The sequence below is a fragment of the Pseudomonas sp. NFPP07 genome, from assembly GCF_900115645.1.
In the GTDB taxonomy this organism is placed as follows: domain Bacteria; phylum Pseudomonadota; class Gammaproteobacteria; order Pseudomonadales; family Pseudomonadaceae; genus Aquipseudomonas; species Aquipseudomonas chlororaphis.
In genome coordinates this window covers 1-25899 of record NZ_FOXG01000001.1, presented here as the reverse complement: position 1 = coordinate 25899, position 25899 = coordinate 1, and the positions used below count along the sequence as shown (strand labels likewise).

The 25899-nt window shown below is 64.1% G+C and carries 28 protein-coding genes; 9 read left to right on the top strand and 19 right to left on the bottom strand.

Annotation, left to right across the window (positions count from 1 at the left end; all coding sequences use genetic code 11):
* Nucleotides 1-153 precede the first annotated feature (153 nt).
* The 4 genes from BM019_RS00145 (at nt 154) to BM019_RS00130 (ending at nt 4149) form a co-directional block, all read left to right on the top strand.
* Nucleotides 154-831 (top strand): response regulator, encoded by a 678-nt coding sequence (locus tag BM019_RS00145; protein ID WP_007922871.1) that lies wholly within the window; start codon nt 154-156, stop codon nt 829-831.
* Entirely contained in the window at nt 832-2157 is a 1326-nt protein-coding gene (locus tag BM019_RS00140; RefSeq protein WP_175510545.1) for an ATP-binding protein, read from the top strand.
* Between the two features lie 273 nt (nt 2158-2430).
* The gene (locus BM019_RS00135) at nt 2431-3843 is read left to right on the top strand and encodes an aspartate aminotransferase family protein (RefSeq protein ID WP_087092798.1); all 1413 of its coding nucleotides are present in this window, start codon (nt 2431-2433) and stop codon (nt 3841-3843) included.
* A gap of 81 nt (nt 3844-3924) precedes the next feature.
* The gene (locus tag BM019_RS00130; RefSeq protein ID WP_053280257.1) at nt 3925-4149 is read left to right on the top strand and encodes an MbtH family protein; all 225 of its coding nucleotides are present in this window, start codon (nt 3925-3927) and stop codon (nt 4147-4149) included.
* Nucleotides 4150-4439: 290 nt separating this feature from the next.
* On the opposite strand, the gene BM019_RS00125 is transcribed toward BM019_RS00130, so the two are convergent.
* From BM019_RS00125 to soxR, 11 genes are all read right to left on the bottom strand, one after another.
* The gene (locus tag BM019_RS00125) at nt 4440-5267 is read right to left on the bottom strand and encodes a class I SAM-dependent methyltransferase (protein ID WP_092417339.1); all 828 of its coding nucleotides are present in this window, start codon (nt 5265-5267) and stop codon (nt 4440-4442) included.
* A gap of 206 nt (nt 5268-5473) precedes the next feature.
* Entirely contained in the window at nt 5474-6460 is a 987-nt protein-coding gene (locus tag BM019_RS00120) for a metal ABC transporter solute-binding protein, Zn/Mn family (RefSeq protein WP_092417337.1), read from the bottom strand.
* Nucleotides 6461-7360: a metal ABC transporter permease gene (locus tag BM019_RS00115; RefSeq protein WP_009044895.1), complete on the bottom strand. Its 900-nt coding sequence runs from the start codon at nt 7358-7360 to the stop codon at nt 6461-6463. It abuts the gene before it with no gap.
* A complete protein-coding gene (locus BM019_RS00110) occupies nt 7360-8115 on the bottom strand; it encodes a metal ABC transporter ATP-binding protein (protein WP_087092966.1) in 756 nt (251 codons plus the stop codon). The genes BM019_RS00115 and BM019_RS00110 overlap by 1 nt, the downstream gene beginning before the upstream one ends.
* Nucleotides 8112-9041, bottom strand: coding sequence for a metal ABC transporter substrate-binding protein (locus BM019_RS00105; protein WP_007930423.1), 930 nt, complete (start codon nt 9039-9041; stop codon nt 8112-8114). The genes BM019_RS00110 and BM019_RS00105 overlap by 4 nt, the downstream gene beginning before the upstream one ends.
* Before the next feature lie 34 nt (nt 9042-9075).
* On the bottom strand, nt 9076-9648 hold the full coding sequence (locus tag BM019_RS00100; RefSeq protein ID WP_092417335.1) for a DUF6162 family protein: 573 nt from the start codon (nt 9646-9648) through the stop codon (nt 9076-9078).
* Nucleotides 9645-9989 carry a hypothetical protein gene (locus tag BM019_RS00095; protein ID WP_092417333.1) on the bottom strand — a complete coding sequence of 115 codons (345 nt, stop codon included), beginning with the start codon at nt 9987-9989 and terminating at the stop codon, nt 9645-9647. Before BM019_RS00095 ends, BM019_RS00100 begins: the two co-directional genes overlap by 4 nt.
* Nucleotides 9986-10507, bottom strand: a complete 522-nt coding sequence (locus BM019_RS00090; protein WP_092417331.1) for a thiamine pyrophosphate-binding protein — start codon at nt 10505-10507, stop codon at nt 9986-9988. Before BM019_RS00090 ends, BM019_RS00095 begins: the two co-directional genes overlap by 4 nt.
* Nucleotides 10508-10524: 17 nt before the next feature.
* Nucleotides 10525-11736 carry a PepSY-associated TM helix domain-containing protein gene (locus BM019_RS00085; protein ID WP_092417329.1) on the bottom strand — a complete coding sequence of 404 codons (1212 nt, stop codon included), beginning with the start codon at nt 11734-11736 and terminating at the stop codon, nt 10525-10527.
* Nucleotides 11737-12019: 283 nt separating this feature from the next.
* Nucleotides 12020-12481 carry a VOC family protein gene (locus BM019_RS00080; RefSeq protein WP_009050054.1) on the bottom strand — a complete coding sequence of 154 codons (462 nt, stop codon included), beginning with the start codon at nt 12479-12481 and terminating at the stop codon, nt 12020-12022.
* 202 nt (nt 12482-12683) lie between these two features.
* On the bottom strand, nt 12684-13139 hold the full coding sequence (gene soxR / locus BM019_RS00075; protein WP_092417327.1) for a redox-sensitive transcriptional activator SoxR: 456 nt from the start codon (nt 13137-13139) through the stop codon (nt 12684-12686).
* 118 nt (nt 13140-13257) lie between these two features.
* On the opposite strand from soxR, the gene BM019_RS00070 reads away from it, so the two are divergent.
* Nucleotides 13258-13623, top strand: a complete 366-nt coding sequence (locus tag BM019_RS00070; protein ID WP_062825128.1) for an antibiotic biosynthesis monooxygenase — start codon at nt 13258-13260, stop codon at nt 13621-13623.
* Here the strand turns inward: BM019_RS00070 and BM019_RS00065 are convergent.
* The 4 genes from BM019_RS00065 to msuE all read right to left on the bottom strand — a co-directional run bounded on the left by BM019_RS00065 (nt 13620) and on the right by msuE (nt 17827).
* Nucleotides 13620-14726 carry a sigma-54 interaction domain-containing protein gene (locus tag BM019_RS00065; protein WP_009044886.1) on the bottom strand — a complete coding sequence of 369 codons (1107 nt, stop codon included), beginning with the start codon at nt 14724-14726 and terminating at the stop codon, nt 13620-13622. The genes BM019_RS00070 and BM019_RS00065 overlap by 4 nt on opposite strands.
* Nucleotides 14727-14749: 23 nt before the next feature.
* Nucleotides 14750-15937 (bottom strand): acyl-CoA dehydrogenase family protein, encoded by a 1188-nt coding sequence (locus BM019_RS00060; protein WP_007930413.1) that lies wholly within the window; start codon nt 15935-15937, stop codon nt 14750-14752.
* Nucleotides 15938-16102: 165 nt separating this feature from the next.
* On the bottom strand, nt 16103-17254 hold the full coding sequence (gene ssuD, locus BM019_RS00055) for an FMNH2-dependent alkanesulfonate monooxygenase (RefSeq protein WP_092417325.1): 1152 nt from the start codon (nt 17252-17254) through the stop codon (nt 16103-16105).
* A 9-nt stretch (nt 17255-17263) separates the two neighbouring features.
* On the bottom strand, nt 17264-17827 hold the full coding sequence (gene msuE / locus BM019_RS00050) for an FMN reductase (RefSeq protein WP_092417323.1): 564 nt from the start codon (nt 17825-17827) through the stop codon (nt 17264-17266).
* A gap of 402 nt (nt 17828-18229) precedes the next feature.
* On the opposite strand from msuE, the gene BM019_RS00045 reads away from it, so the two are divergent.
* From BM019_RS00045 to BM019_RS00035, 3 genes are all read left to right on the top strand, one after another.
* On the top strand, nt 18230-18496 hold the full coding sequence (locus BM019_RS00045) for a hypothetical protein (protein ID WP_062825132.1): 267 nt from the start codon (nt 18230-18232) through the stop codon (nt 18494-18496).
* A gap of 320 nt (nt 18497-18816) precedes the next feature.
* Entirely contained in the window at nt 18817-19986 is a 1170-nt protein-coding gene (locus BM019_RS00040; RefSeq protein WP_092417321.1) for a cysteine desulfurase family protein, read from the top strand.
* A gap of 55 nt (nt 19987-20041) precedes the next feature.
* Nucleotides 20042-21850 carry an aminopeptidase P family protein gene (locus tag BM019_RS00035; protein WP_092417319.1) on the top strand — a complete coding sequence of 603 codons (1809 nt, stop codon included), beginning with the start codon at nt 20042-20044 and terminating at the stop codon, nt 21848-21850.
* Nucleotides 21851-21919: 69 nt separating this feature from the next.
* Here BM019_RS00035 and BM019_RS00030 read toward each other — a convergent pair whose 3' ends face one another.
* Both BM019_RS00030 and BM019_RS00025 read right to left on the bottom strand, forming a co-directional pair.
* On the bottom strand, nt 21920-22510 hold the full coding sequence (locus BM019_RS00030) for a 2-hydroxychromene-2-carboxylate isomerase (RefSeq protein WP_062825135.1): 591 nt from the start codon (nt 22508-22510) through the stop codon (nt 21920-21922).
* A gap of 36 nt (nt 22511-22546) precedes the next feature.
* Nucleotides 22547-23287: an SDR family oxidoreductase gene (locus tag BM019_RS00025; RefSeq protein ID WP_092417317.1), complete on the bottom strand. Its 741-nt coding sequence runs from the start codon at nt 23285-23287 to the stop codon at nt 22547-22549.
* A gap of 93 nt (nt 23288-23380) precedes the next feature.
* On the opposite strand from BM019_RS00025, the gene BM019_RS00020 reads away from it, so the two are divergent.
* Nucleotides 23381-23950: a TetR/AcrR family transcriptional regulator gene (locus BM019_RS00020; RefSeq protein WP_009044878.1), complete on the top strand. Its 570-nt coding sequence runs from the start codon at nt 23381-23383 to the stop codon at nt 23948-23950.
* 11 nt (nt 23951-23961) lie between these two features.
* On the opposite strand, the gene BM019_RS00015 is transcribed toward BM019_RS00020, so the two are convergent.
* Together BM019_RS00015 and rhtA are read right to left on the bottom strand one after the other, a co-directional pair.
* On the bottom strand, nt 23962-24243 hold the full coding sequence (locus tag BM019_RS00015) for a hypothetical protein (protein WP_009050041.1): 282 nt from the start codon (nt 24241-24243) through the stop codon (nt 23962-23964).
* A 169-nt stretch (nt 24244-24412) separates the two neighbouring features.
* The gene (gene rhtA, locus BM019_RS00010) at nt 24413-25300 is read right to left on the bottom strand and encodes a threonine/homoserine exporter RhtA (protein WP_092417315.1); all 888 of its coding nucleotides are present in this window, start codon (nt 25298-25300) and stop codon (nt 24413-24415) included.
* Between the last annotated feature and the right edge of the window lie 599 nt (nt 25301-25899).

Here is a 25899-nt window from a genome sequence, read left to right as displayed (position 1 = left end):
GAAAAGCCTTAAACCGGTGCAAGTGGGGGGCACAATGGCCGATGGCGATTAACCGATGATTAACCCTGCACGCCTTGTGGCACTGGCGGTGCAGGCATAATGTCGGCTTAATCGGCGCTGGTTTTAATGCACCCCTTTTCTACAGGTTCCACCATGCACGTACTTGTCTGTGAAGATGATGAGCTGATTGCCAGCGGGATCGTGGCCGGCCTCACGGCCCAGGGCCTGACGGTCGAGCACGTGGCCACCGCCTCGGCGGCGCGGGCCATGCTCGGCGTGGCGGAATTCGACGTGATGGTGCTCGACCTCGGCCTGCCCGACGAAGACGGCCTGAAGCTGCTCAAGCAACTGCGCCACAACGGCCTGGAAATCCCCGTGCTGATCCTCACCGCGCGGGACTCGGTCACCGACCGGGTCGACGGCCTGCAGGCCGGCGCCGACGATTACCTGCTCAAGCCCTTCGACCTGCGGGAACTGGCGGCGCGCCTGCATACCCTGTTGCGCCGGGTGGCGGGGCGCAGCGTCAACCTGATCGAGCACGGCCGCCTGACCTACGACCCGAGCACCCGCGAAACCCAGCTCGGCGGCCAGCCGGTGGACCTGTCGCGGCGCGAGCAGGCGCTGCTCCAGGCGTTGCTGCACAACCGCGGCCGGGTGCTGTCCAGCGAGCAGCTCAAGGACAGCGTCTACGGTTTCAACGACGAACTGGAAAGCAATGCCCTCAACGTGCACATCCACCACCTGCGGCGCAAGCTCGGCAACGGCATCGTCGAGACCGTGCGCGGCCTGGGCTATCGCCTGGGGCCGGCGGATGGCGGGGAGGAGTCGTAAGTGATGAGCCTGCGTTTGCGCCTGAGCCTGACCATCGGCGCGGCCTTTGTGCTGATCTGGGCGCTGGCCGCGGCCTGGATGTTCAGCGACCTGCGCAACCAGATGATGTTTTCCCTCGACCAGCGCCTGGTGGCGTCGGCGCGCATGGTCGCCGGCCTGCTGGAGCAATTGCCGGCCTTGCCGAGCAAGGGTGAGGGCACCCATTTCAGCGCCGAACAGTTGAACATTCCCGGGGGCATGGCCTGCCAGGTCAGCTCCCTGCGCGGCGAGATCCTCGCCCGCAGCCATAACCATCCCGACGAAAAGCTCGAAGCCGAACGCATGGGTTTTCACGACCAGATGATCGACGGCGTGCGCTGGCGCAGCTTCACCCTGGCCCGGGGCGACCTGCGCATCACTACCGCCGATCGCCAGGTCGAGCGTGAAGCGCTGAACATGTCGGTGCTGTTGGCGGCCTCGGTGCCGGTCGGCGTGGCCTTGCTCGGTTGCCTGTGGTTGCTGTGGCTGGGGATCGGCCAGGGCCTGGCGCCGCTGAACCGCATGCGCGATGCCCTGATGCGCCGCAGCGCCGACTCCCTGGAGCCGTTGCAGATCCAGCCGCTGCCCAGCGAGCTGCGGCCATTGCTGGAAACCCAGAATCAGCTGTTCCAGCGCATCGGCAAGACCCTCGAGCGCGAGCGCCGCCTGACCGGTGACGCCGCCCACGAATTGCGCAGCCCGCTGACGGCGATCAAGACCCACCTGCAAGTGGCGCGGATGACCGACGGCGCGGCCCGCGATCAATCCCTGGCGCGCGCCGAAGAAGGCGCCGACCGTCTGCACCGGACCCTGGAGCAGCTGCTGTTGCTGGCGCGGGTCGAAGGCAGCCTGTCGTTCGAGGACGGCGTGCAGTGCAGTGCCGAACAGGTGGCGAAAACCGCGATCCAGGACGCCGCCAGCGGTGCCCGGCAGCGGGTCAGGCTGCACATCGACGAGCGGGTGTCGACGGCGCCGCTGGAAATGCCCTCGGTGCTGGCCATCGCCGCGCTGCGCAACCTGCTGGACAATGCCCTGCGCCACACCCCGAGCGATGCGCCGGTGGAGCTGAACCTGGAAACCATCGGCAACCGCGTGCGTTTCCAGGTGCGCGACCACGGTGACGGCATTCCCGAGGATGACTTGCAGCACCTGACCCAGCGCTTCTGGCGCAACGGCCAGAGCACCGGTTGCGGCCTGGGCCTGGCCATCGTCCAGGCGATTGTCCAGCGCTGCGGTTGCGTGCTGCATTTCGACAGCCGGCCCGATGGCTTGCGGGTCGAGCTGACCATGCCGTTGCAGTCTGCCTGAGGGTCTATCGCGAGCAAGCTCGCTCCTACAAGAAGGGTTGTGCTGCCCACTGTAGGAGCGAGCTTGCTCGCGAAAAAACTCGAATCGCCACAGTCCCCTGACAATTCGTCCGCTTCCCGTTATCTCCCCACGCAATAAACCCTCGCCTGGGTGTAAATCCTCTCGTCGCTGATGCGTTTCCAGAACAGGAAAACCTGCGAGTGCGCGCTGAACCGGCTGCGTACCTGTGTGGTGTGCGGTTTCGCTCAACTCATCAGCGTGAGGATTCGAGAGATGTCAGTTGCTACCAGCCTTGTCGACGATCAGCCCGCGCGGACCAGTCCCGCGCCTGCCGAGACGCTTTACCAGTTCACCGAATCGCCGTTGCTGGCCCGGCAGAACCAGCAGGAATCCAATGCCCGCAGCTATCCGCGGCGGATCCCGCTGGCGCTCAAGCGGGCGAGCGGGATTCATGTCGAGGACGTCGAAGGCCGGCGTTTCATCGACTGCCTGGCCGGCGCCGGGACCCTGGCCCTGGGCCACAACCACCCGGTGGTGATCGAGGCCATCCAGCAGGTGCTGGCCGATGAGCTGCCGCTGCTGACCCTGGACCTGACCACCCCGGTCAAGGACCAGTTCGTCCAGGACCTGTTCGGCCTGTTGCCGCCGGCCCTGGCCGCCGAAGCGAAAATCCAGTTCTGCGGCCCCACCGGCACCGACGCCGTGGAAGCGGCGCTGAAGCTGACCCGCACCGCCACCGGCCGCAGCACTGTGCTGTCGTTCCAAGGCGCCTACCACGGCATGACCCAGGGCGCCTTGAGCCTGATGGGCAGCCTGGGGCCGAAGCGCCCGCTGGGTGCGCTGCTGACCAATGGGGTGCAGATCCTGCCGTTCCCTTACGACTACCGCTGCCCGTTCGGCCTGGGTGGCGAAGCCGGGGTCAAGGCCAACCTGAGCTACCTGGAAAACCTGCTGAGCGATCCGGAAGCCGGCGTACAGCTGCCGGCGGCGATCATCGTCGAAGCGGTGCAGGGCGAGGGTGGGGTGATTCCCGCCGACCTCGACTGGCTGCGCGGCGTGCGCCGGATCACCGAGAAGGCCGGGGTGGCCTTGATCGTCGACGAGATCCAGAGCGGTTTCGCTCGTACCGGCAAGATGTTCGCCTTCGAGCACGCCGGGATCATTCCGGATGTGGTGGTGCTGTCCAAGGCCATCGGCGGCAGCCTGCCGATGGCGGTGGTGGTCTACCGCGACTGGCTCGACACCTGGCTGCCGGGCGCCCATGCCGGCACCTTCCGTGGCAACCAGATGGCCATGGCCACCGGTTCCGCGGTGATGCGCTACCTCAAGGAACACCGGGTGGCCGAGCATGCCGCCGCCATGGGCGAGCGTTTGAGCGAGCACCTGCGGATCCTGCAGCGCGACTATCCGCAGATGGGCGACATTCGCGGGCGCGGCCTGATGCTGGGGATCGAGCTGGTGGACCCGGCCGGCGAGAAAGACGCCCTGGGCCATCCGCCGCAGTTCAGCCGCCTGGCGCCGCTGGTGCAGCGTGAATGCCTCAAGCGCGGGTTGATCCTGGAAATGGGCGGGCGCCATGGCAGTGTGGTGCGTTTCCTGCCGCCGCTGGTGATCACCGCGGCGCAAATCGACCAGGTGGCGGATATTTTCAGCCGGGCGTTGGCGGCGGCGGTCGCCAGCCTCTAATTTTTCATGGGCCTTGAACGTTCCTTATTCACAACCGCTGCGCCTTCAGCGCGGCGAGCCTTATAGCGATGGAGACACGTAATGACTTCAGTATTCGACCGCGAGGACATCCTCTTCCAGGTAGTGGTCAACCATGAGGAGCAGTATTCGATCTGGCCGGACTACAAGGCTGTGCCACAGGGCTGGCGCACCGTGGGCAAGAGCGGCTTGAAGAAGGAGTGCCTGGCCTACATCGAAGAGGTGTGGACCGACATGCGCCCGCTGAGCCTGCGGCAGAAGATGGACGCCCAGGCGGCTGCCAACTGATTACCCCGTACTGACGTTGACCTGTAGCCGCTGCCGCAGGCTGCGATAAGCCCGCCAGGGCTTCGGCGATCTGAATATCGCCAGCGACCGTTCCGGTCGATCGCAGCCTGCGGCAGCGGCTACGTACCTGGGTAGGAGCGAGCTTGCTCGCGATAACGACCCTCCAGCCAACGCCGATGTCGAGGCGGATAACGCTATCGCGAGCCAGCTCGCTCCTACAGGTGATTTGATCAGGTGCCGTTAGCAAAAAGCCCCGCCCTCGTGAGAGAAGCGGGGCTTTTTTGTGGGCGTCAGCCCAGGCGCTTGATGGCCTGCAAGGTGTAGCTCAATGGCAGGCGCCAAGGGGCGTGTTGCAGGTGCCATTCGCCTTGCCCGTCATAGCGCATCTGCCCGGGCAGGGCTTCCCAGGGGATGCTCTGGTGTTCCACCAGGCCGCTGATGTCCAGGCCGTGCTTGAGCAGCGCGCTGACGATTTCCCCCAGGCCATGGTTCCACGCATGGGTCACCGTGGCCTTGAGCGGTCGGTCGGTACTGACGTAGGTGCTGTCGTCGTCCCACACCAGCGGTTCGCTGCGCTCGAAGTAGGGCAGGTCGACCACCAGCGCATCCTCGTGGCTTTCGTCCAGGGCCCAGAGCATCGGGTGGCCTTCGCGGATAAACAGCCGTCCGCCGGGCTTGAGCAATTGGCTGACATTACGCGCCCAGGTGTCGACGCTGGGCAGCCAGCACAGCGCGCCGATACCGGTGTAGACCAGATCGAACGCGCCTTTGGGCAGCACCTCGCAGGCCTTGTAGACGTCGGACTCGACGAACTCGATGGCGCTCCCGGTGCGCGCTGCCAGGCTGCGGGCTTCGGCCAGGGACGCGGGGGAGAAGTCCAGCCCGGTCATCCGCGCGCCGAGGCGCGCCAGCGACAGGGTGTCGGTGCCGATATGGCATTGCAGATGCACGCCGCGCAGGCCGCTGATGTCGCCCAGCAGCGGCAGGTCGAAACGCACCACCTCGGACAGGTGCCGCGGGTCGTCGACAAACATCTGTGCCTGGTAGTCCGGCGAGGCCGCGTGCAGCGGTGCGCGCTCGTCCCAGTTGGCCTGGTTGAGCTTGAGGTAGTCACTCATGGCGGGGCTTCCTGTCCGTTCAATAGGAGCAGCAGGCTAGCATCGGCGACGCGGGGATTCTTGGGGGAATGTGTAAGCCGCGCCATTTCCCCTGTAGGAGCGAGCTTGCTCGCGATAAATGCAAGAACAACGCGTCCACTCAGGCAATACGCGTCATCGTTGACGTTCATCGCGAGCAAGCTCGCTCCTACAGAGGGAGTGGCGGGTCAGGTTTTCGGGGCGAGGGCACTGGTGATCTGGCCGATGTTGTTCTCCAGCTCCGCCAACGGGTCGGCACTGTCGGTTTGCAGCACCAGCAACTGGCTGCCGGCGGCGTCGATGGCGGCCTTGATGGCAGCGGACGGCTGGCGGTGGTGCAGGACGATGGCCACATCGTTGGCCTTGAGCCGGGTTTGCAGTTGCTGCAGGGCTTCGGCAGTCCACTCATTGTCGGCGCGGGCGTCGACCTCCAGCAGTTCCAGGTTGAGCCCGCTGACCAGGTAACCGAAGTGGTCGCTGAGGCTGAGCACGCTGAGGTTGTCGGCGTTGGCCAGTTGCCCCTCGCTATCGGCGCTGAGCTTGAGCAGGCGCTGCTTGAGGCTGGCCAGGTTGGCGTCGATCTTCGGCTTGGCGGCGGGGGCCAGGCGCACCAGATCGGCGGCCAGCACATCGGCCATGCGTCCCAGGTTATTGCTCGACAGCCACGGCTGGCTGTTCAGGCCATCGCTCTTGCCGGGCTGCAGGGCTACGCCGGGCAGGGCACCGTCCACCGGGCGCGCGGCATCGACTTCGACAATGCGGATATTGCTGCGCCGCGCGTTGGGGTACAGCGGGTCGTCCGGCCAGATCGAGCGCAGGCCGATCACCGCGTCGGCGTCGAGGGCCAGCTTGTGCAGCGCCGGGGCGCCGCGACCGGTGAAGTAGGCGGTCTGGCGCGAGCCCGGCAGGTTGTCGGGGGCGGCGCGCTCGAGCCGCACATCGGTGCCTTGCAGCAGCCACTGGCCGAGGCCGAAGGTGATCGGGAGCGAGGCCAGCACGGTGAGTGGCTTGGGTGAGCTGGCGCTGTGCAGCGCCGTGGTGCCCAGGCTCTGGTTGGCGGTGACGCGCATCGGTTCGAAACGGTCCGGCTGGGCCAGGGCCGGCGCGCTGCCCAGCCCAGCGAGGGCCAGGGCCAAAGTCAGGGGGCGTGTCAGGTGACGTAATGAACTGTGCATTTATCCGATATTCCCTTTGAGGCTGGGGACAATGCCGCGGGCAATGGCGGCCAGGGCGAAGGCGACACCGGCCACCAGGATGATCGCGGCGCCGGAGGGGACGGGCAGGTCGAAGAGGATCGGCAGCAGGATGCCGCACAAGGTGCTGACCGTGGCGATCAGCACCGAGATCCAGAAAAAGCCCTTGAGCGATTGGCTCAACAGGCGCGCGGCCGCCGCCGGGATCACCAGCAGGGCGCCCACCAGGATCGCGCCTATGACTTTCACCGCGGCCACGGTGATCAGGGTCACCAGGATCACGAACAGGTAGTCCAGGGTTTTCACCGCGACGCCGCGCACCGCCGCCAGTTGCGGGTTGAAGCTGGCCAGCATGATGCGGTTGTACAGCGGCAGGCTCAGGCCCATCACCAGGGCGCCGACGATCAGCAGCACCAGCAGGTCGTTGCCGTTGACCGTGAGCACCGAACCGAACAGCACGTTTTCCAGGATGTGCACGTTGATCTTGCCGGCGAGGATCAGCAGCAGGCTGGCGCCCAGGGCCAGGGACACCGACAGGAACACCCCGATCAGGGTGTCCGGCGCCAGGCCGGTGCGGTTGCGCAGGTAGTTGAGCAGGATGCCGAACAGCAGGCAGTAGCCGAACAGGCTGCCGTAAGGGCCGGTGTAGGGTTCGCCGAGCAGGATGCCGATGGCCACGCCGGTCAGCGCCGCGTGGCCCACCGCTTCGGAGAAGAACGCGAAGCGCTTGACCACTACCAAAGTGCCCAGGCCGCCCAGCACCGGGCCGATCAGCAAGCCGGCGAGCAGGGCGTTGACCACAAACCCATAGGCCAGGGCTTCTGGCAGGTAACCGGAGGAGGCCCAGCCCTGGATCATCAGACGAAAGGCTTCGTAACTCATCAGGCAACACTCCCGCTGACGATATCCGCGCTGCGCGGGTGGGTGGAAAACAGCGTCAGCAGGCGTTCCGGGGTCAGCGCCTGTTGCGGGTGGGCGTCGAACAGCACGCGGCGATGCAGGCCGGTGACCCGGTCCGCCAGGCGGCCGACCGCTTCCAGGTCGTGCTCGATCCACAGCAGGGTGATCCCGGCCTGGCGCCAGTCGCCGAGCAGGCGCTCGAAGACCTGGATGCCGGCTTCGTCGAGGGCCGACATCGGTTCGTCCAGCACCAGCAACTGCGGTGCCGGGATCAGCCCCTGGGCCAGCAGCACCCGCTGGCGTTCGCCGCCGGACAGGGCGCCCATGCGCCGCTTGCGTTTGTCCTGCATGCCGACCCGTTCCAGGGCTTCGCCTATGGCCGTGGCGTAATGCCGGCTGAGGCCGAGGAAAGCCGGGCGGCGCTGGCACATGGCGGCCATGAAGTCGTCGACGGTCATCGGCAGGCCGCGGTCGAATTCCAGGGCTTGCGGCACATAGCCGATCACCCCCGGCTCGCCCGGCCATTGCAGGCGCAACTGGCCCTGGTGGGGCATCTGCCCGAGCAGGGTCTTGATCAGCGAGCTCTTGCCGCCGCCGTTGGGGCCGACCAGCGCATGCACGGTGCCGGGCTGCACCTTGAAGCTGACGTTGTCGAGGATGGTGGTGCGGCCCAGGGTCAGGCCGACCTGGTCGAATTCGATGGACGGGCCGCGGGCCAGGCTGTGCAGGGCGGTCATGCGCCGGCCTCCTGGATCGCCCGGACCACGGTGTCGAGGTTGCCGGCCATTTCCTTCTCGTATTTCTCGGCGCTGTAGTCGCCGTAGGAAATGTGCGACAGCGGGTACAGCTTGACCCCGGACTCGCGCTGGATGGTGTCGACGTAGGTGGAGGGGAAGTCCATCTCGGAGAAGATCACCTTGACGTCCAGTTCACGCAGCTGGTCGATGGTCTTTTTCAACTGGCTCGGGCTGGGCTCGATGCCATGGGCCGGCTCGACCACGGCAGTGACTTCCAGGCCGAACTCGCGCAGCAGGTAGTCATAGGCCGCATGCACCGTGGCCACCCGCAGGTCGGCGTTGGGCGCCTTGGTCAGCTTGGCCAGGGCGTCGGCGCGCATCTGCCGCAGGCGTTTGCCGTAGGCGCGGGCGTTCTGGGTGTAGGTCTTGGCGTTGGCCGGGTCCATCTTGCCCAGCTCGCGGGCGATGTTGTTGACCTGGGCGATGGAGGCGCTGATGGACAGGAAGGTGTGCGGGTTGACCACCTTGCCGGCGCCGCGCGCGGCGATGCCGGTGGCGGCCAGCAGCGGTACGTTCTGGTTGGCCTCGATCACCGGGATGTCTGGGCGTTCGCTGGCCTCGATCATGCGGTCGGCGAAGTCGTCGTGGCCGACGCCGTTGAGCACGATCACGTCCAGGGTACCGATGCGCTTGATGTCTTCGGCGCGCGGTTCATAGGCGTGGGGGTTGAAGCCGGCGGGAATCAGCGGCACGACCTCGGCCTTGTCGCCGACGATGTTGGCCACGTAGCTGTAGTAGGGGTGCAGGGTGATGCCGATACGCAGGCGCTTGGCCTGGTCGGCCGTGGCGAGAGGGCTGAGCAACAGGGCGAACAGGCTGACCAGCAGCACCCGCAGGAGTGGGCGGCGTTGAGATGAAATAGGCATGGGCTAGCGGTCTTCTCTCGGTGAATGCGTGGGTTCAGTGGCGATGCTGGCGGGTCACTCCGGCATCGAATTGCGCGACCACCTGCTGCCAGCCGGCACTGGCCAGGGCGGCGTCGCTGAGGTCGTCGGGGGCGGCGAGGGACGGGCCGCGGTTGAGCCAGATGTCCGGGGCGGCGGCCGGGTCGGCGGCGATGCGCATCAGGAAGGAGCCGGCCACTGCATTGTTCTGGCTGAGGCCGACATAGGCCTGTTGCCGCAGTTGCCAGGCATGCCCGCCACGGCTCACCGAACTGGCGTCCTGGGCAAAGGGCGCGAAACCTTCCTCGGCCAGTTGTTCGGGCGTCGGCAGGGCCTGGGCTTCTTCGCGCAGCAGGCGGATTTCGTCGAGGGTCACCCGCAGGTCGGCGTACAGGCCCTGTTCACCGGCGGTGAGGTCGCGGCGGGCGTCCAGTTGATGGCTGTCGACGCTCGCCACTTCGCTGCTTTCGCCACGCCAGAGCACCACGGTGCCGGCCACGCAGAGGATCAACAGGCACAACAGCAGGACGTAGAGGGTTTCATGGCCGGCACCGGCCGGGCGCACGACTTGGGGGGTGGAGGTGCTCATGGGGCCTCGATGTCGGCTTGGTCGATCTCGACCACATGGCCGGGGCCGGCGTCGAACAGCACGTAGAACTCGGCGTCGGGTTTCTTGAAGGTCAGGGTGGAGTCGGCGCCCAGCTTGCCGGGCACCAGGATGGTTTCGTCGTAGCCGATCACGTCCAGGGTCACCCCCGGGGCGCCGCTGCCGTCGGAGAAGCCGCCGGTGCAGCGGATCTGCTCGCCGTCGATCTGCTTGCACTCGCACATCGGGTTGTGGGCCAGGGCGCCGCCACTGAATACGGCGCTGACCAGCAGGAGTGCGCCGGCACCGAGCAGGCGCAGGCGGGCGGTGGGTACAGCAATCATGGTTTGCCTCCTTGTTGGTTCAGCCAGGCGAGGGTGGCCGGGGATGCCTGGCCCAGGGGGATGGCCGCCTGGTGCATACTGCCGTCCCAGCCTTCCATGGTGATCCACAGCTCGGCGTCGGCCTTGGTCTTTTCCGGAACGGGCAGGCTGGCCCCCATGCGGTACGGGGTGCCGAAGAAGATCACCCCGGCGGCGCGCAGGCTGCGGGGTTTGCCGATGCGCAGGTAGGTGGCCTTGACCTGGTCGATGCAGGCGTCGCACAGGGCGGCATTGAAGCCCTTCATATAGCCGGCCGGCCCCTGGAGTTGCGGCGCTTGGTTACGCAATTCGGCCAGGCGCAGGCTCCAGGGCCCGACCTGCACCTCGCCCACCTCGCGTTCGCCCAGGCCGCTGTCGCCACGTGCCAGTGCCGCGTCGGCGAAGTACTTGGGCATGAAGCCGAGGGGGACCAGCAACAGCAGGATGTTCAGGTGGAAACGCAATTTCAGCCAAAGCTGGCGCAGGGGCGAAACCGGCATTGGGTTGTCTGTCTTGCTCACAGGTTGCCCTCCGGCGTGTCGCTGTGCAGGGCCGCAACCGGGCGCTGGGCGAGGACGGGGCGCGCTGTCTTGGTGCTGCGCTTGAGGGCCGCGGCGGTGGCCAGGGCGGTGCGCTTGGTCCAGATCAGCAGGCCGCTGAGCACCATCATGCTCAGCAGCAGGCCGAAGAAGCACCAGATCAGCTTGATCCAGATGCCGCCGAAATCACCGGTGTGCAGCGGACGCATGGACTCGGTGACGAACTCCAGGGCCGAGCGATGGGACAGCAGGTGCGTGGTATCCACCGAGCCGCTGTAAGGGTTGAGGTTGGCGGTCTGGTACATCAGCGGGTACCAGCCGCGGCCACCAATGAACAGGTGGCTGTAGGCATTGCTCGGCAGCATGACGAAGCTGACCTCGAAGCCCGGTATCTGCTGGGTGGCGATGCGGATGGCTTCATCGACGCCGATCATCGGCGCCGGGCTGCCGTCGGCGGAGGTCGGCACGCTTTCGCGGGCGATCACCGGAACTATGGGTTCGCTGGAAAGGGTGATCTGGTTGTCGCCAAGAATCGCCTCGATCAGGAACCAGGTGCCGGTGATGGAGATCACCGCGATGAACCAGATCGACCAGATGCCGCTCAGGCGGTGGAAGTCGCCCCAGAAAATCCGCGCGCCATGGCGCAGGCGCAGGGTCGGCTTGAGGAAGCCCTTCCAGAACTTCTTGTAGACCACCAGGCCGGTGACCAGCGAGGCCAGCATCGGCAGGCCGAGCAGCGATACCAGGTACCAGCCCCAGCTGTAGCCGTTGGTGAAAGGCACCAGCCACCAGCCGTGCAGGGCGCGGGTGAAGGCCTGGAAGTTGAACTGCGGGCTGACGCCCTGGATGACGCCGGTGTACGGGTTGACATAGACCTCGACGGAACGGCCATCGGGGTAGCTGACGCCCACGGTCAGGGCGAAATGCGCTTCGTCGGGGGTGCTGATGCTTTCGACCAGGGTCTGCGGTTCGGCCTGCTTGATGGCTTTGACGATCTGGTCGTAGCTCAGCGGTTGGGCGTCGCCTGTGGGTTTGCTGGCGCGGATGTCGGGGTTGGCCAGCCAGACGATTTCCTGGCTGACCACGGCCAGGGTGCCGGTGACGCAAACGATCAGCACAAAGAACCAGATGGGCAGGGCCAGCCAGCTGTGAACGAGAAACCAGATTTTCGAGCGGGACTTCTTCGACATTGAGCACGCGTCTTGATTCGAGGAGTGGAGCCGCGGGCGGCTGGTAAGCCCGGAGAGAAACCCGCGGCGTAACCTTCGCCAACGCGACCTGCTGCATCTAATTAAGACGAATGAGAATCGTAAATCCCGAAAGACGATATGAAAGTAAATGTTTCCGCGCGACCAATGGCGTGCACAAGGCCCGCGCTGTGGGGCGTTGGGGGGCGCTATCGCGGGCCAGCCTCGCGCGCTTCTTCTGTAGGAGCGAGGCTTGCCCGCGATCAACGGTTTACAGGCTCAGGGCTTATCCCTGTTGTTTAAACATCTCCACGGCCCGCTGCTTGATCTGCTCTTCGCTCAGGTCTTCCTTGCGGGTGGCGAGAAACCACAGGTGGCCGAACGGGTCTTTGAGGGTGCCGCTGCGGTCGCCGTAGAACTGGTCCTTGACCTCGGACACCACCTGGCCGCCGGCGGCGATGGCCTGAGCGAACTGTTTGTCGACATCGTTGACGTACAGGTGCAGGCCTACGGAGGGGGATTGGTCGGGATTGCTCAGTGGCCCTTGATCGCAGGGCGTTCCCAGCATGATCGGGCAGTCGCCGATGCGCAGCTCGGCATGGCCGACGCTGCCGTCGGGCATGTCCAGGCGCATGACCTGGGTAGCGCCGAAGGCATTCTTGTAGAACTCGATAGCCTCGGCGGCCTGCGTAATCCCCAGGTAGGGCGTGATGCTGGGGTAACCCTCGGGGATGGGTTTGACGCTCATCTCGGTTCTCCTTTCTTGTCATGGGTTTGTCGAAGTGAACCTGGCCGGTTTTCCGGTTGGTTCACTATAGGCCCGGGCAGTCCACAGTCTGGCTTGAACTGACGAGGTGTCCGCCTGGCAACAGTGAGCCAGCGATCAGGAGAAGAGGTGCAGCCGCTGCCCGCAGGCTGCGGTCGGGCTGGGGAAACCGTTGTGCCGCCGCTCAGTCGGTTTCCAGCAATTGCGCGCCCGGGCCGTGTTCGCCCAGCTGGTCGCCCTGGTTGCGCAGCGGGCAGTCTTGCATCGACAGGCAGCCGCAGCCGATGCAGCCATTGAGGCGGTCGCGCAGCAGGGTCAGTTGCTTGATCCGCTCATCCAGCTCCTGGCTCCACTGCTCGGACAGCCGCCTCCAGTCGGCGGCCGTCGGCGCGCGGTGGTCCGGCAGGCTGCGCAGGGCCTGGCCGATCTCGGCCAGGGGAATGCCCAGGCGCTGCGCCACCTTGATCAGCGCCACCCGGCGCAGCACTTCCCGCGGATAACGGCGCTGGTTGCCGGCGTTGCGGTTGCTCTTGATCAGCCCCTTGCTTTCATAGAAATGCAGGGCGGTGACCGCTACGCCACTGCGGGCGGCCACTTGGCCGACGGTGAGTTCCTTGTGCACGGTTTCGGGGCTGAGCATGCAGCGCTCCTGCGGGTGGGGAATGAGCAAAAGCCGCTTGACCTTTACTTAACTGGAGGTTTTACCCTGCGGGCCTTCGAATCACAAGATTCCGTTTATCCGTCAGTGGGGACTCGCCATGCACGCGTTTGCGCAAAACCGCAGCTTTACGCAATTGATCGAATTCGAAATCGAACCCCATCAACAACCCGGCCTGGTGTCGGCGCTGTCCGAGCAGACCGAGCGCCTGGCCCAGGGCTACCCGGGTTTCCTGAGTGGCAGCGTGCAGGCCAGCGAGGACGGCCGTCGGGTGCTCAACTACCTGCAATGGCAAACCCGGGAAGCCGGCGAGGCGGCCTTCCAGAGTTTCGAGAAGGGCGAACAGGACTTCTGGCAACTGCTGCGTGCTTATCAGGCCAAGACCGTGACCTTTGGCTCGTTCCAGGTGGTGCGTAGCATCGAGCGCAGCCCGGACAACGCGCTGCATTGCCGTTTGGCCAGCTAGATCGACAGTTGCAGGGTGCGCTCGTGCTGGCCGGGTTTTTCCGGCGGACGGCGCTTGTTCACCGCCAGTTCGCCGATCTTGATCAGCCGGGTGCGGGTGACATTGCGGCTCAGGCCCAGCAGGTTGGCGGTGTGCACCTGGTTGTAGTGGCTGAAGCGGTAGGCCGCGCGCAGCAGCGCGTCCTCGACCTTTTCATGCAGGGCGCCGGCCTGCTCTTCGAAGAGTTTGTGAAAGGCCCGCTCCAACAGCGCTTCGGCTGAGTCGTCGTGGCTGTGGTGGCCGTCGTCCTGGCGCTCGATACGCATATTCGACAGGCGCAGGTCGTCGCGCTCGATCACGCCGTCGCGGCAGATCAGCAGGGTGTGGTGGATGACGTTTTCCAGTTCGCGGATATTGCCCGGCCAGCTGTAGCTGCGCAGCTTGTGCTCGGCCTCGCTGCTGATGGTCACGGCGCCGTAGCCCAGGCGCTGGCTGTAGGCTTCGATAAAGTGCCGGGTCAGCGGCAGGATGTCGCCGGGGCGCTCGCGCAGCGGGCTCAGTTCCAGGCTGACCACGTCGAGGCGGTAGTACAGGTCCTCGCGAAAATGCCCGGCGTTGATGGCTTTCTCCAGTTGCACGTTGGTCGCCGCCAGCACCCGCACATCGATGGGAATGCTTTTGCGCGAACCCAGGCGCACCACTTCGCGCTCCTGCAGCACCCGCAGCAACTTCACCTGGATCGCCATCGGCAGGTCGCCGATTTCGTCGAGGAACAGGGTCCCGCCATTGGCCTCTTCGAACCAGCCGGCCTTGGCGCTCAGGGCCCCGGTGAAGGCGCCTTTTTCATGGCCGAACAGCTCGGCCTCCACCAGCGACTCGGAGAACGCGCCGCAGTTCACCGCCACGAAGGGCCGGTTGCGCCGGGCGCTGAGGTTGTGGATATGGCGCGCCACCAGCTCCTTGCCGGTACCGGTTTCGCCGATGATCAACACGCTGGCCTCGCTCGGCGCGACCTGCTGCAGATGCGCCAGCAAGGCCTGGGATTTCGGGTCTTCGAATACCTGGGCGGTGGCCCGGATCGAGGTGGCCAGGGCCGGCGAGGGCGGTAGGGTCAAAAGCTGCATGGACAAGCTCCGGGAGCAGAAGGCTAGGAATAGAAAGTCGGGGTCGGCAGGGACTGGTTCAGGGCCCAGTCACCCAACTCATGGAGTTTGTAATCCACCGGGTCGTGCAGGGTTTGCGTGCGCAGGTTGCGCCAATGCCGGTCCAGGCGCAGGGAGGCGTGGGTGGAGCGGGCGCCGGTGACCTCGAACAGGCGGCTGCACAGCTCCAGGCCCTGGCGTGTGGTGGCGACCTTGGCGGTGGCGATGGCCGTGGCCAGGTGGCCGCGTTCTTCGGCGCTCAGGTTCGGGCCCTTGGCCCAGGCCTTGTCCAGCAGCTCCGCGGCGCGCTCCACCAACAGCCGCATGCCTTCCAGGGCCACCCAGAAATCACCGTAGTGACCCAGCACATAAGGGTCCTGATAGGCCTCCTGCGCGCTGGACTTATGCCAGGGCCGGGTTTCGGTGAGGGTGTATTGGCGAGCTTCTTCAAAAGCCCCTTCGGCGATGCCGAGAAACATGTGGGTGAAGGTCAGTTGGGCGATCAGTGGGCGCAGGCAGGCGAAGGGCGTGCTCAAGGGCCCCGGGTCCAGCAGCAGTTCCGATTCCTCGACCCGCACCCGCTCGAAGCTGGCGCTGCCGCTATCGGTCTGGCGCTGGCCCATGTTGTTCCAGTCGTTGTGCAGGGTGATGCCGCTGCGGCCGCTGGGAATGGCGGCAATCAGCAGCTTGCCGCCGTTGCTTTCGTCGACCGCCGAGGCGATGAGCATTTCCGAATCGCTGGCGCCGGAGCAGAAGCTTTTCTTGCCGGAAAACTCGCGCCAGCCGCCGAGGTTCTTCACCACGGTACGGGTGTCCAGCGGGTTTAGGGCATTGCCCCAGAACCAGTTCTTGCGCGCGGTCTGTTCGAACCAGGGTTGCCATTGTTCCGGGCGGGCGAACAGGCGCACGGTGGCCAGCATCAGGTGATGGAAGCCGAAGACGTGGGCAATGGAGCTGTCGACCTTGGCGAACTCGCGGACGATGTTCAGGGTCTCGCTCCAGCTGGCGCCGAGGCCGCCGTACTGGGTGGGAATGCTCAGGGCCAGCAGGCCGCTCTGGCGCAGGGCGTCGCGCTGGGCTTTCGGGGTACCGCCGCGTTCGTCGCGTTCGACAGCGGTCAGGGCAAACTCGGCCGCCAGCTGGCGGGCGGTCTGCAAGGGGGACAACAAGGCGCTTTGCGGCTTGGCAGTCACGCGGTGTTCCTCGTTTGGGGCCGGTTGGGCGGCCGTGAAGTCGGTGGGGCTGTGAGGCGAGCGCGGGGCGCTCGATCGCGAGCAAGCTTGTTCCTACAGGGTGCAGGTGGTCTCTGTAGGCGCGAGGCTGGCCCGCGATAGCGTTCTGTCAGGCGATAAACACCCTCAAGCTCCAGCCGCTTTTTGGCTCGGCAGCACGTCATTGGCGATCATTTCGCCGAACGGCCCGGTGAGGTTGGTCACGCCACGTCCGGCCAGGCTGGCGTAGGGTTCCGGCAGCAGCGGGAACACCAGTTCGGCAAAGCGATAGGCTTCTTCCAGGTGCGGGTAGCCGGAGAAAATGAAGCTCTCGATCCCCAGGTCCGCGTATTCCTTGATCCGCGCCGCCACCTGCTCGGGGTTGCCCACCAGCGCGGTGCCGGCGCCACCACGCACCAGGCCGACGCCGGCCCAGAGGTTGGGGGAAATTTCCAGGTTGTCGCGCCGCCCGTCGTGCAAGGCGGCCATGCGCCGCTGGCCCTCGGAGTCGAAGCGCGAGAAGGATTGCTGCGCGGCGGTGATGGTCTCGTCGCTGATGTGTTCGATCAGCTTGTCCGCGGCCTTCCAGGCCTCTTCCGCGGTTTCGCGCACGATCACATGCAGGCGGATGCCGAATTTCACCGTGCGGCCATGGCGGGCGGCCCGTTCGCGCACGTCGGCGAGTTTCGCGGCGACCGCGGCCGGTGGTTCGCCCCAGGTCAGGTACACGTCCACCTGTTCGGCGGCGAGGTCATGGGCGGCGTCCGAGGACCCGCCGAAATACAGCGGCGGGTAAGGTTTCTGCACCGGCGGATAGAGGGCCTTGGCGTTCTGCACATGCAGGTGCTTGCCTTCGAAGTCCACGGCTTCGCCTTGCAGCACCCGGCGCCAGATCCTCAGGAATTCGTCGGTGACTTCATAGCGCTCGCTGTGGCTGAGGAAGCTGCCGTCGCCACGGTTCTCGTCAGGGTCGCCGCCGGTCACCACGTTGATCAGCAGGCGCCCGTTGGACAGCCGGTCGAGGGTGGCGGCCATGCGCGCCGAGACGGTCGGCGAGATGATCCCCGGGCGGATCGCCACCAGGTAGCGCAGGCGTTCGGTCAGGGGCACCAGCGCCGAGGCGATCACCCAGGAGTCTTCGCACGAACGCCCAGTGGGGATCAGGACGCCGTGATAGCCCAGGCTGTCCGCGGCCTGGGCCACTTGCTTGAGGTAGTTGAGGGTTACCGGACGCGCGCCCTGGGTGGTGCCCAGGTAATGGCCGTCGCCGTGAGTCGGAAGAAACCAGAAAACATCCATGACAGGTCCTTAAGCGATTTTCAGCAGATTTTTCGGATGCACGCCGAACAGTGGCGCGGCGCGTTCTGCCGCAAGGCGAATGCGGGCCTTCAAGGGCTCGCTGGTGATCTGGTAGTTGGCGAAGTCGGCCTCGGTGGCATAGACCCCGATGGGCAGGGTCAGGGCCTGGAAGAAACTGAACAGCGGCCGCAGCTGGTGATCCAGCACCAGGGCGTGACGTTCGCTGCCACCGGTGGCGGCCAGCAGCACCGGGGTGTCGATCAGCGCGTTGAGGTCGATCAGGTCGAACAGGTGCTTGAGCAGGCCCGGGTAGGAACCGCGGTACACCGGCGCTGCGACGATCAGCAGGTCGGCGCTTTCGATGGCCTGCAACTGCGCTTCGACTTCCGCCGCCAGCTCCTGGCGGGACAGGGCCGCGCCCAGGGGGCGGGCGATGTCGCCCAGTTCGATGAGCGTGCTCTCGATCGGCAATTGCCCCGCCAGTTCGGCGAGCAGCGCCTGGGTCAGCACCAGGGTACGCGAGGGGCGCCAGGATCCACCGGACAGGGCAACGACTTTTAATGGACGCGACATGATCAGTTCCTTTGTTGAACAGGGCTCAACGAGCAGTGAGTAGTCCCAGAGCTTGAGCAAGAGCTGTACCAGCGACGCAAAGCCTTGAGTGGCGGGGCTTGTGGCGCTGTTGCAGGAGCAGGCTGTTGTTGGGAAGACACTGTTTTGTTGATTGGCTGTTGCCTGGCGAACAGTTGCTCAGGCAACAGCAGGCGGCGCGATGGACCTGTTATAAAGGCTTACTGATATTCCTAAAAAATACTTTATTTCCATATTTATAGGTCTTTTAGGAATATGCGAGGCTGCGATGGGCTGCGATAGGGGGAATCGATAGCCACTATCGAGCGTGATGATTTCTGTCCCGGGAAGGGCGACGGTAGCCTGTGTTCATTGCCTCGCAGCCCAGATCCAGGAGCTTTTGCCATGAACCGTTCGCTTGTCTTTTCCTTGCTTGTCGCCACTGCGGTGCTGGCCGGTTGTGCCAGCCAGCCTGGCCCGGAGTCGCGTCCCTATACCGCCGAGGAAACCCGCGAACTGGCGCTGGAAGCACTGAACCGGCGCGGGCTGTCCTTTGACGAATACCAACAGAAGAAGGCCGAGCTGCTTGCCCCGCAACGGACCTTCGGTTTCGACCAGCAGGGTGAAATGAACGCCGAGCACAGCGTGACCCTGCATGGCCGGGCCAGCTGATTTGCCGATCTGCCACGGCCTTGCCCGCGCAGGCTGACGGACTGCCGGTGAGCGTCGGCAAAACCCTGTGATGATTTTCCCGCCTTGCGCCTTGTTCTTCGGCCCCCTGGCCGAACCTTGCTTAACCCGGCTCCCGGAGCCTGTTAAGCTGCCCCTCGGGAGCGTTCCTACGCACTTTTAAATGAAGTTGTCCTTCTTTAACTGCATCCGATCGGGTATTGCTGACGGTCTGCCGTTTTTGCGTTGCCGAAAGGGCGCGTATCGGCGTTCGGCACCGAGCGAACCTTGATCCTGGAACAGGCTCTGCGGGTATTTTTGCGATGAATAAACGTCCTCTCTATTTCGACTACGCCGCCACCACGCCGGTGGATGAGCGCGTCATTCAGGTGATGGTGGAATGTCTGGGGTTCAACGGTAACTTCGGCAATCCGGCGTCCAGTTCCCACGCCTTCGGCCAACAGGCCCGGCGCAGCGTCGAGCTGGCGCGCCAGCAGGTCGCCCAGCTGGTAGGCGCGGCGCCCGAGCAGATTGTCTGGACCTCCGGCGCCACCGAATCCAACAACCTGGCGCTCAAGGGCGTGGCCCAGGCCCGGGGCATCTCCGGCGGGCACATCATCACCAGCCAGATCGAACACAAGGCCATTCTCGACACCGCCAGCCAGTTGCAGGCTGCCGGCGTGGCGGTGACTTACCTGGTGCCGGACAGCGACGGGCTGATCACGCCCGAGGCGGTCAGCGAGGCTCTGCGCGACGACACCTTCCTGGTGTCGCTGATGCTGGTCAATAACGAACTGGGTACGCTCAACGACATCCCGGGCATTGGCCGCGTGGTCCGCGAGCGCGGGGCGCTGCTGCATGTCGACGCGGCACAGGGCGCGGGCAAGGTGGCGATCGACCTGGCGCAGTGGCCGGTGGACCTGATGTCCTTTTCCGCCCACAAGATTTACGGCCCCAAGGGCATCGGCGCGCTCTACGTCGGCCCGCGCGCGCAGCAGCGCTTGCAGGCGCAGATCCACGGCGGCGGCCATGAAGGCGGCTTGCGCTCCGGGACGCTCGCGACCCATCAGATTGCCGCCATGGGCGCCGCCTTTGCCCTGGCCGCCGAACACTTCGACGAAGAAGCGGCGACCATCGCCCGTCTGCGCGAGCGTCTGCTCGAACAATTGGCCGACGTGCCGGGGCTACGCCTGAACGGCAGCCCGGCCCAGCGCATTCCCCATACCTTGAGCCTCACCTTCGGTGAAGGGGAGTTCAACCCGGCGGCCCTGAGTGCCTCCATCGCGTTTTCCGCGACCTCGGCCTGCAACTCGGCGAGCAATGCGCCGTCCCATGTGTTGCTGGCGCTGGGGCTCGACGCCCGGGCGGCGGGGCGGACCATCCGCCTGAGCCTGGGTCGCTTCACCACCGAGCAGGACATCGATCAGGCCGTCCAGCTGATCAAGGCTTCATCCGCCAGTGCACCGGCGTTCTGGGCGGTTGCCCAACCCTGAGGGTCGATGCCCTCGGTATCCAATAACAATGATTGACCTGGTAGCAGGAGACACAATGAGTACGCAGCCCTTGACCAATGGAGTGGTCCCCCAGCGCCTGGCGCGCACCCGCGAGCTGATGAACCGCGAGGGCATTCATGCCCTGCTGGTGCCGTCGGCCGACCCGCACCTGTCGGAGTACCTGCCCGGTTACTGGCAAGGCCGGCAGTGGCTGTCGGGTTTTCACGGTTCGGTCGGCACCCTGATCGTGACGGCGGATTTCGCCGGGGTCTGGGCCGATAGCCGTTATTGGGAGCAGGCGACCAAGGAACTCAAGGGCAGCGGCATCGAGTTGGTCAAACTGTTGCCGGGCCAGCCCGGCCCGCTGGACTGGCTGGCCGAACAGACCCCGGAAGGGGGCGTGGTCGCGGTGGACGGCGCGGTGATGGCGCTGGCTTCGGCGCGTACCCTGGGCAACAAGCTGCAGGAGCGCGGTGCTCGCCTGCGCACCGATATCGATCTGCTGAACGAAGTCTGGAGCGACCGCCCGAGCCTGCCGGACCAGCCGATCTACCAGCATTTGCCGCCCCAGGCCACGGTCGGCCGGGTCGAGAAGCTCGGCAAGCTGCGCGAAACCCTGAAAGAGCGAGGCGCGGACTGGCATTTCATCGCCACCCTCGACGACATCGCCTGGTTGTTCAACCTGCGCGGCGGTGACGTCTCGTTCAACCCGGTGTTCGTCTCTTTCGCCCTGATCAGCCAACAGCAGGCGACGCTGTTCGTGGCGCTGAGCAAAGTCGATGACGCCTTGCGTGCCGTGCTGGAACAGGACGGCATCACCCTGCGTGACTACAGCGAAGTGGCCGCGGCCCTGAGTGCGATTTCCGACGGCGCCAGCCTGCTGGTGGATCCGGCGCGGGTTACCGCCGGTTTGCTGGATAACCTTGGGAACGGTGTGAAGCTGCTGGAAGGCCTGAATCCGACGACCTTGGCCAAGTCCTGCAAAAGCCTGGCTGATGCCGAGCATATCCGCCAGGCCATGGAGCAGGACGGTGCGGCGCTCTGCGAATTTTTCGCCTGGCTGGAGTCGGCCTGGGGCCGTGAACGCATTACCGAGCTGACCATCGACGAGCACCTGACCGCGGCGCGCGCCCGTCGCCCCGGTTACGTCTCCCTGAGCTTCAACACCATCGCTGCATTCAACGCCAATGGCGCGATGCCGCATTACCACGCCACCGAAGAAGAGCACGCGGTGATCGAAGGCGATGGCCTGCTGCTGATCGATTCCGGCGGCCAATACCTGGGCGGCACCACGGACATCACCCGCATGGTCCCGGTCGGTACCCCAAGCGCCGAGCAGAAGCGCGATTGCACGCGGGTGCTCAAGGGCGTGATCGCCTTGTCCCGGGCGCAATTCCCGCGGGGCATCCTGTCGCCGTTGCTGGACTCCATCGCCCGCGCGCCGATCTGGGCCGAAGGCGTGGATTACGGGCACGGCACCGGTCATGGCGTGGGGTATTTCCTCAATGTCCACGAAGGCCCGCAAGTGATCGCCTATCAGGCGGCGCCAGCACCGCAAACCGCGATGCAGCCAGGGATGATCACCTCGATCGAGCCGGGTACTTATCGTCCGGGCCGTTGGGGCGTGCGCATCGAAAACCTGGCGATGAACCGTGAGGCAGGCACTACCGAATTCGGCGAGTTCCTCAAGTTCGAAACCCTGACTCTATGTCCGATCGACAGCCGCTGCCTGGAACCTTCGCTGCTGACCCAGGACGAGCGTGAGTGGCTCAACGCCTACCACGCTGAAGTGCGTCGGCGCCTGAGTCCGCTGCTGCAGGGCGCGGCGCTGGAATGGCTGAATACCCGTACCGCGACCCTCTGAACGTGAATCGCGCTGCCGGCTTTGGGCCGGCAGCGCGAATTGCGTTGTTGGTCTTACCGAAGCTTTGGCTTAGCTCAGGGCTTCGAGGACAAAGTCCAGGCGATCCTGGCCGAAGAACAACTGGTTATCGACGAACATGCTCGGCGCGCCAAAAACGCCGCGTTGCAAGGCTTGTTCGGTCTTGTCCTTGAGGGCGTTCTTGACCTCTTCATCGTTGGTCAGGGCCAGCACCTCCAGCGGATCGAATCCTCCCTCACTGAGTACCGCGGCAACGGTGGCCGGATCGTTCAGGTTGCGCTTCTCGACCCAGAGTGCGCGGAACAGGCAGTCGATAAAGGCGATAAAACGCTGTGGATGTCGCAGTTGCATGCCGGTCACCGCGCGCATCAACAGCAGGGTGTTGATCGGGAAGTGCGGGTTGAATGCCAGTGGTACCTCATAACGTTTGGCATAACGCGCCAGGTCCTGAAGCATGTAGCGTCCTTTGGCGGGGATGCTGATCGGCGAGGCATTGCCAGTGACCTTGAACACGCCACCGAGCAACATGGGTTGATAAATCAGCTGGCTGCCTGTCTGGGCACAGATCTTCGGCAATTGGGTGTAGGCCAGGTACGAGGTCGGGCTGCCCAGGTCGAAAAAGAACTCGACGGTTTTGCTCATCGGTAATGCTCCTTTATTGTTGTTATGGGGGAGGGGTTACCAGCGTTCGTTCCAGGGCCGCAGATCCAGCTCGAAGGTCCAGGCATCCCGTGGCTGGCTGTGCAGATGCCAGTAGTTGTCGGCGATGTGTTCGGGGTTGAGGATGCCGTCCTCATCCTTGAGCGCATACTTTTCCGGGAAACTGTTGCGGATAAAGTCCGTGTCGATGGCGCCATCGACCACCACATGAGCAACGTGGATGTTCAGCGGTCCCAGTTCCCGGGCCATGCTTTGCGCCAGCGCGCGAATGCCATGCTTGGCTCCGGCAAAGGCGGCAAACCCCGCAGCGCCGCGCAAGCCCGCGGTGGCGCCAGTGAACAGGATGGTCCCGCGTTTGCGAGTGACCATGCGCTTGGCCACTTCCCGCGCATTGAGGAAACCTGAGAAGCAGGCCATCTCCCAGATCTTGAAGTACTTGCGCGCTGTTTCTTCAAGGATGCTACAGGGCACGTTGGCGCCGATATTGAACACCAGGGTTTCGATCGGACCGATCTCGCACTCGATCTGTTCGATCAAGGCAATCACTTCTTCCTCTTTTCGAGCGTCGCAGGTGAACCCATGGGCTTCGCCTCCCGATTGCTGGATGGCCTCCACCAGGGGCTGCAACTTGTCCGCGCTGCGTCGGGTGACACAGGCGACAAAACCTTCCCGGGCAAAACGCTTGGCAATTGCACCGCCTGTGGCATCGCCGGCTCCGACGACCAAAACGACTTTCTTGTTCTCTGTGGCTGTAGTCATGGTGGGATCGCTCTATTGGTAAACGGTCGTTAACTAAACGAACGTTATGCTACGATCCGCCGAGCGTCAAGGCGAAGAGAGGAGAGGGGCGTCATGCGTTATTCAGCCAGTCACAAGCAGGAAACCCGGGAGCGGCTGCTGCAGAGCAGCGCGGTGTCAGCGAAAAAAGAAGGATTTTCGACTGTGGGGGTCGATGGCCTGATGAAGGCGATCGGGCTGAGTGGTGGGGCGTTCTACAGCCACTTTTCATCCAAGGATGAGCTGTTCGGTTCGATCGTTGAGCGGGAACTGAGCCAGAGCCTTGAGCGTCTGGGGGGCGATGGTGAGCAAAGCCGGATGCGTCTTGAGCGCTGTCTCAAGCACTACTTGAGCATGGCGCATGTCGAGAGCCCTGAAACGGGCTGCGCCTTGCCAACCTTGGGCGCGGAAATCTCACGGGCGGACGAGGTGGTTCGACAGCAGGCGCAAGACTGGATTTGCCGTTTGCAGCAGAGTTGGGCGCATACCCTGGGCAGCGACAGCCTGGCCTGGTCGATTCTGTCGCAATGCGTGGGGGCGTTGGTGGTGGCGCGAATGCTGGTCAGTCCGGACATTCAGCGCCAGGTCCTGAAGTCGAGCCATGACGAAATTGTTCGTCAATTGCCAACGCAGGATGTGCAGTAGGCAGGCGCTGCCTACTTGCAGATGACGATCATGCTGCGACTGGTATAGCCGGCGGGATTCAGGCCGAAGGGATAGTCGCCCGGATCCTCAACTGTATCTCCGGACTTGGCGATCACCTTGTAGCCTTTGGGGCCGCAGGAGGTAGCAGCGCTGGCGTAGCATTTGTCCCAGGAGGAGGACAGGCCGGAGCAGTTGATATGCAGGCCCTTCTTTCCGCGCTTGACCTCGGTTTTCGAAGTTGCGGCGCAACCTGCGATGGCCAGTACGGCTAACAGAATCAAAAAACGTTTCATTCCTGTCCCTATTGCTGATCCCGGATCTGTTGTCCGGGTTCGACTGCGTTAGCTGTCACTTTGGCGTCTGTGCGGTCCTTGCCTGAAAAATCCATGACTGGCGCTGAGTTACAGCGTCTAAACATGGCCTAATTGAGCGGCAAATACCAGAGCTATGTACAACCAGGAATCAATCCGCTGCGACCAAAGGTTTCGATTCGCTGCGCATGGTCAGGGTCGCACCCACTGACGCCAGGATGATGCAGGCTATAGCCAGCCACTGCGCGAGCGACAGGAATTCGTGGAGGAACAGCAGCCCGGACAAGGCACCAAAAGCAGGCTCGATACTCATCAGCGTGCCGAAGGTTCTCGCCGGCATTCGGGTCAGGGCGACCATCTCCAGGCTGTAGGGAAGGGCGGTGGAGAGAATGGCCACGCCGATGGCTATGGGGATCAGGCTGGGCGTTAGCAAGGCGGCCCCTGAATGCACAATGCCGATAGGCGCCACGAACAAGGCAGCAATCATCACCCCCAGCGCTGCAGTCTGGATGCCATTGTCGGCCCCGGCCTTTTGCCCGAACAGAATATAGAGCGCCCAGCACACCCCAGCCCCCAAGGCATAACCCGCACCGATCAAGTCGATACCAGCGCTCGTATCGCTGGTTGGAATCAACAGCAGCAGACCGATAATCGCCAGGGCGATCCAGAGAAAGTCGATGGCTTTTCGCGAAGCATAAATGGCCACGGCAAGTGGGCCGGTGAATTCCAGGGCCACGGCGATTCCCAGAGGAACGCTGCGTAGCGACATATAGAAGAGAAAGTTCATTCCACCCAGCGCCATGCCATAAACGATGACGGTGCGCAGGGACTTGGCGGTGAGCTTCGCGCGCCATGGGCGCAATAGCAGCAGCATGATGATGCTGGCGAAAATCAGACGCAATGTGGTGGTGCCTTGTGCGCCCACGATCGGGAACATGCTTTTGGCCAGTGAGGCGCCGGACTGGATGGACGCCATGGCAATAAGCAGCAGTCCCACCGGGAACAGGGTCGAGGCTAGGCTGCGGGGCTGGTCATTCATGGCAAGGCATCATCCGGGTCAGGGGGGAGGTTTGGTGCGCCGACATGATGCTTAACTAAAAACGCTTGAGCAATATATTGCTCATGATGTTTCTGTTCTTCTTATATAGAGAAGGATTCATCCGTTTTTGCAGGTTATTGATAGAAAAGACAAATTAGGGGTTGACGGCAGATTCTGGAAGTCTATAATTCGCCCCACTTCTGGCGCAGTCGAAACGGAAAACTCCTTGAGATTCAATGAGTTGCGCGGTTTTCGACAGCGCTCACGCTTCAGTTCATCGAAGCCCGAAGGAGTTGATTCGGCAGTATGTTTTCGCCGGGTTAACGATTCGATCTTCTCGGTCGAAAGCGGAGAAAAAGAGGTGTTGACAGCAGCGTGTAACGCTGTAGAATTCGCCTCCCGCTGACGAGAGATCGGAAGCGCAAGTGGTTGAAGTTGCAAAGGAAACTTTGAAAACTTCTTAAAATAACCGCTTGACAGATACAGAGGCTGCTGTAGAATGCGCGCCTCGGTTGAGACGAAAGACTTAACCAACCGCTCTTTAACAACTGAATCAAGCAATTCGTGTGGGTGCTTGTGGAGTCAGACTGATAGTCAGA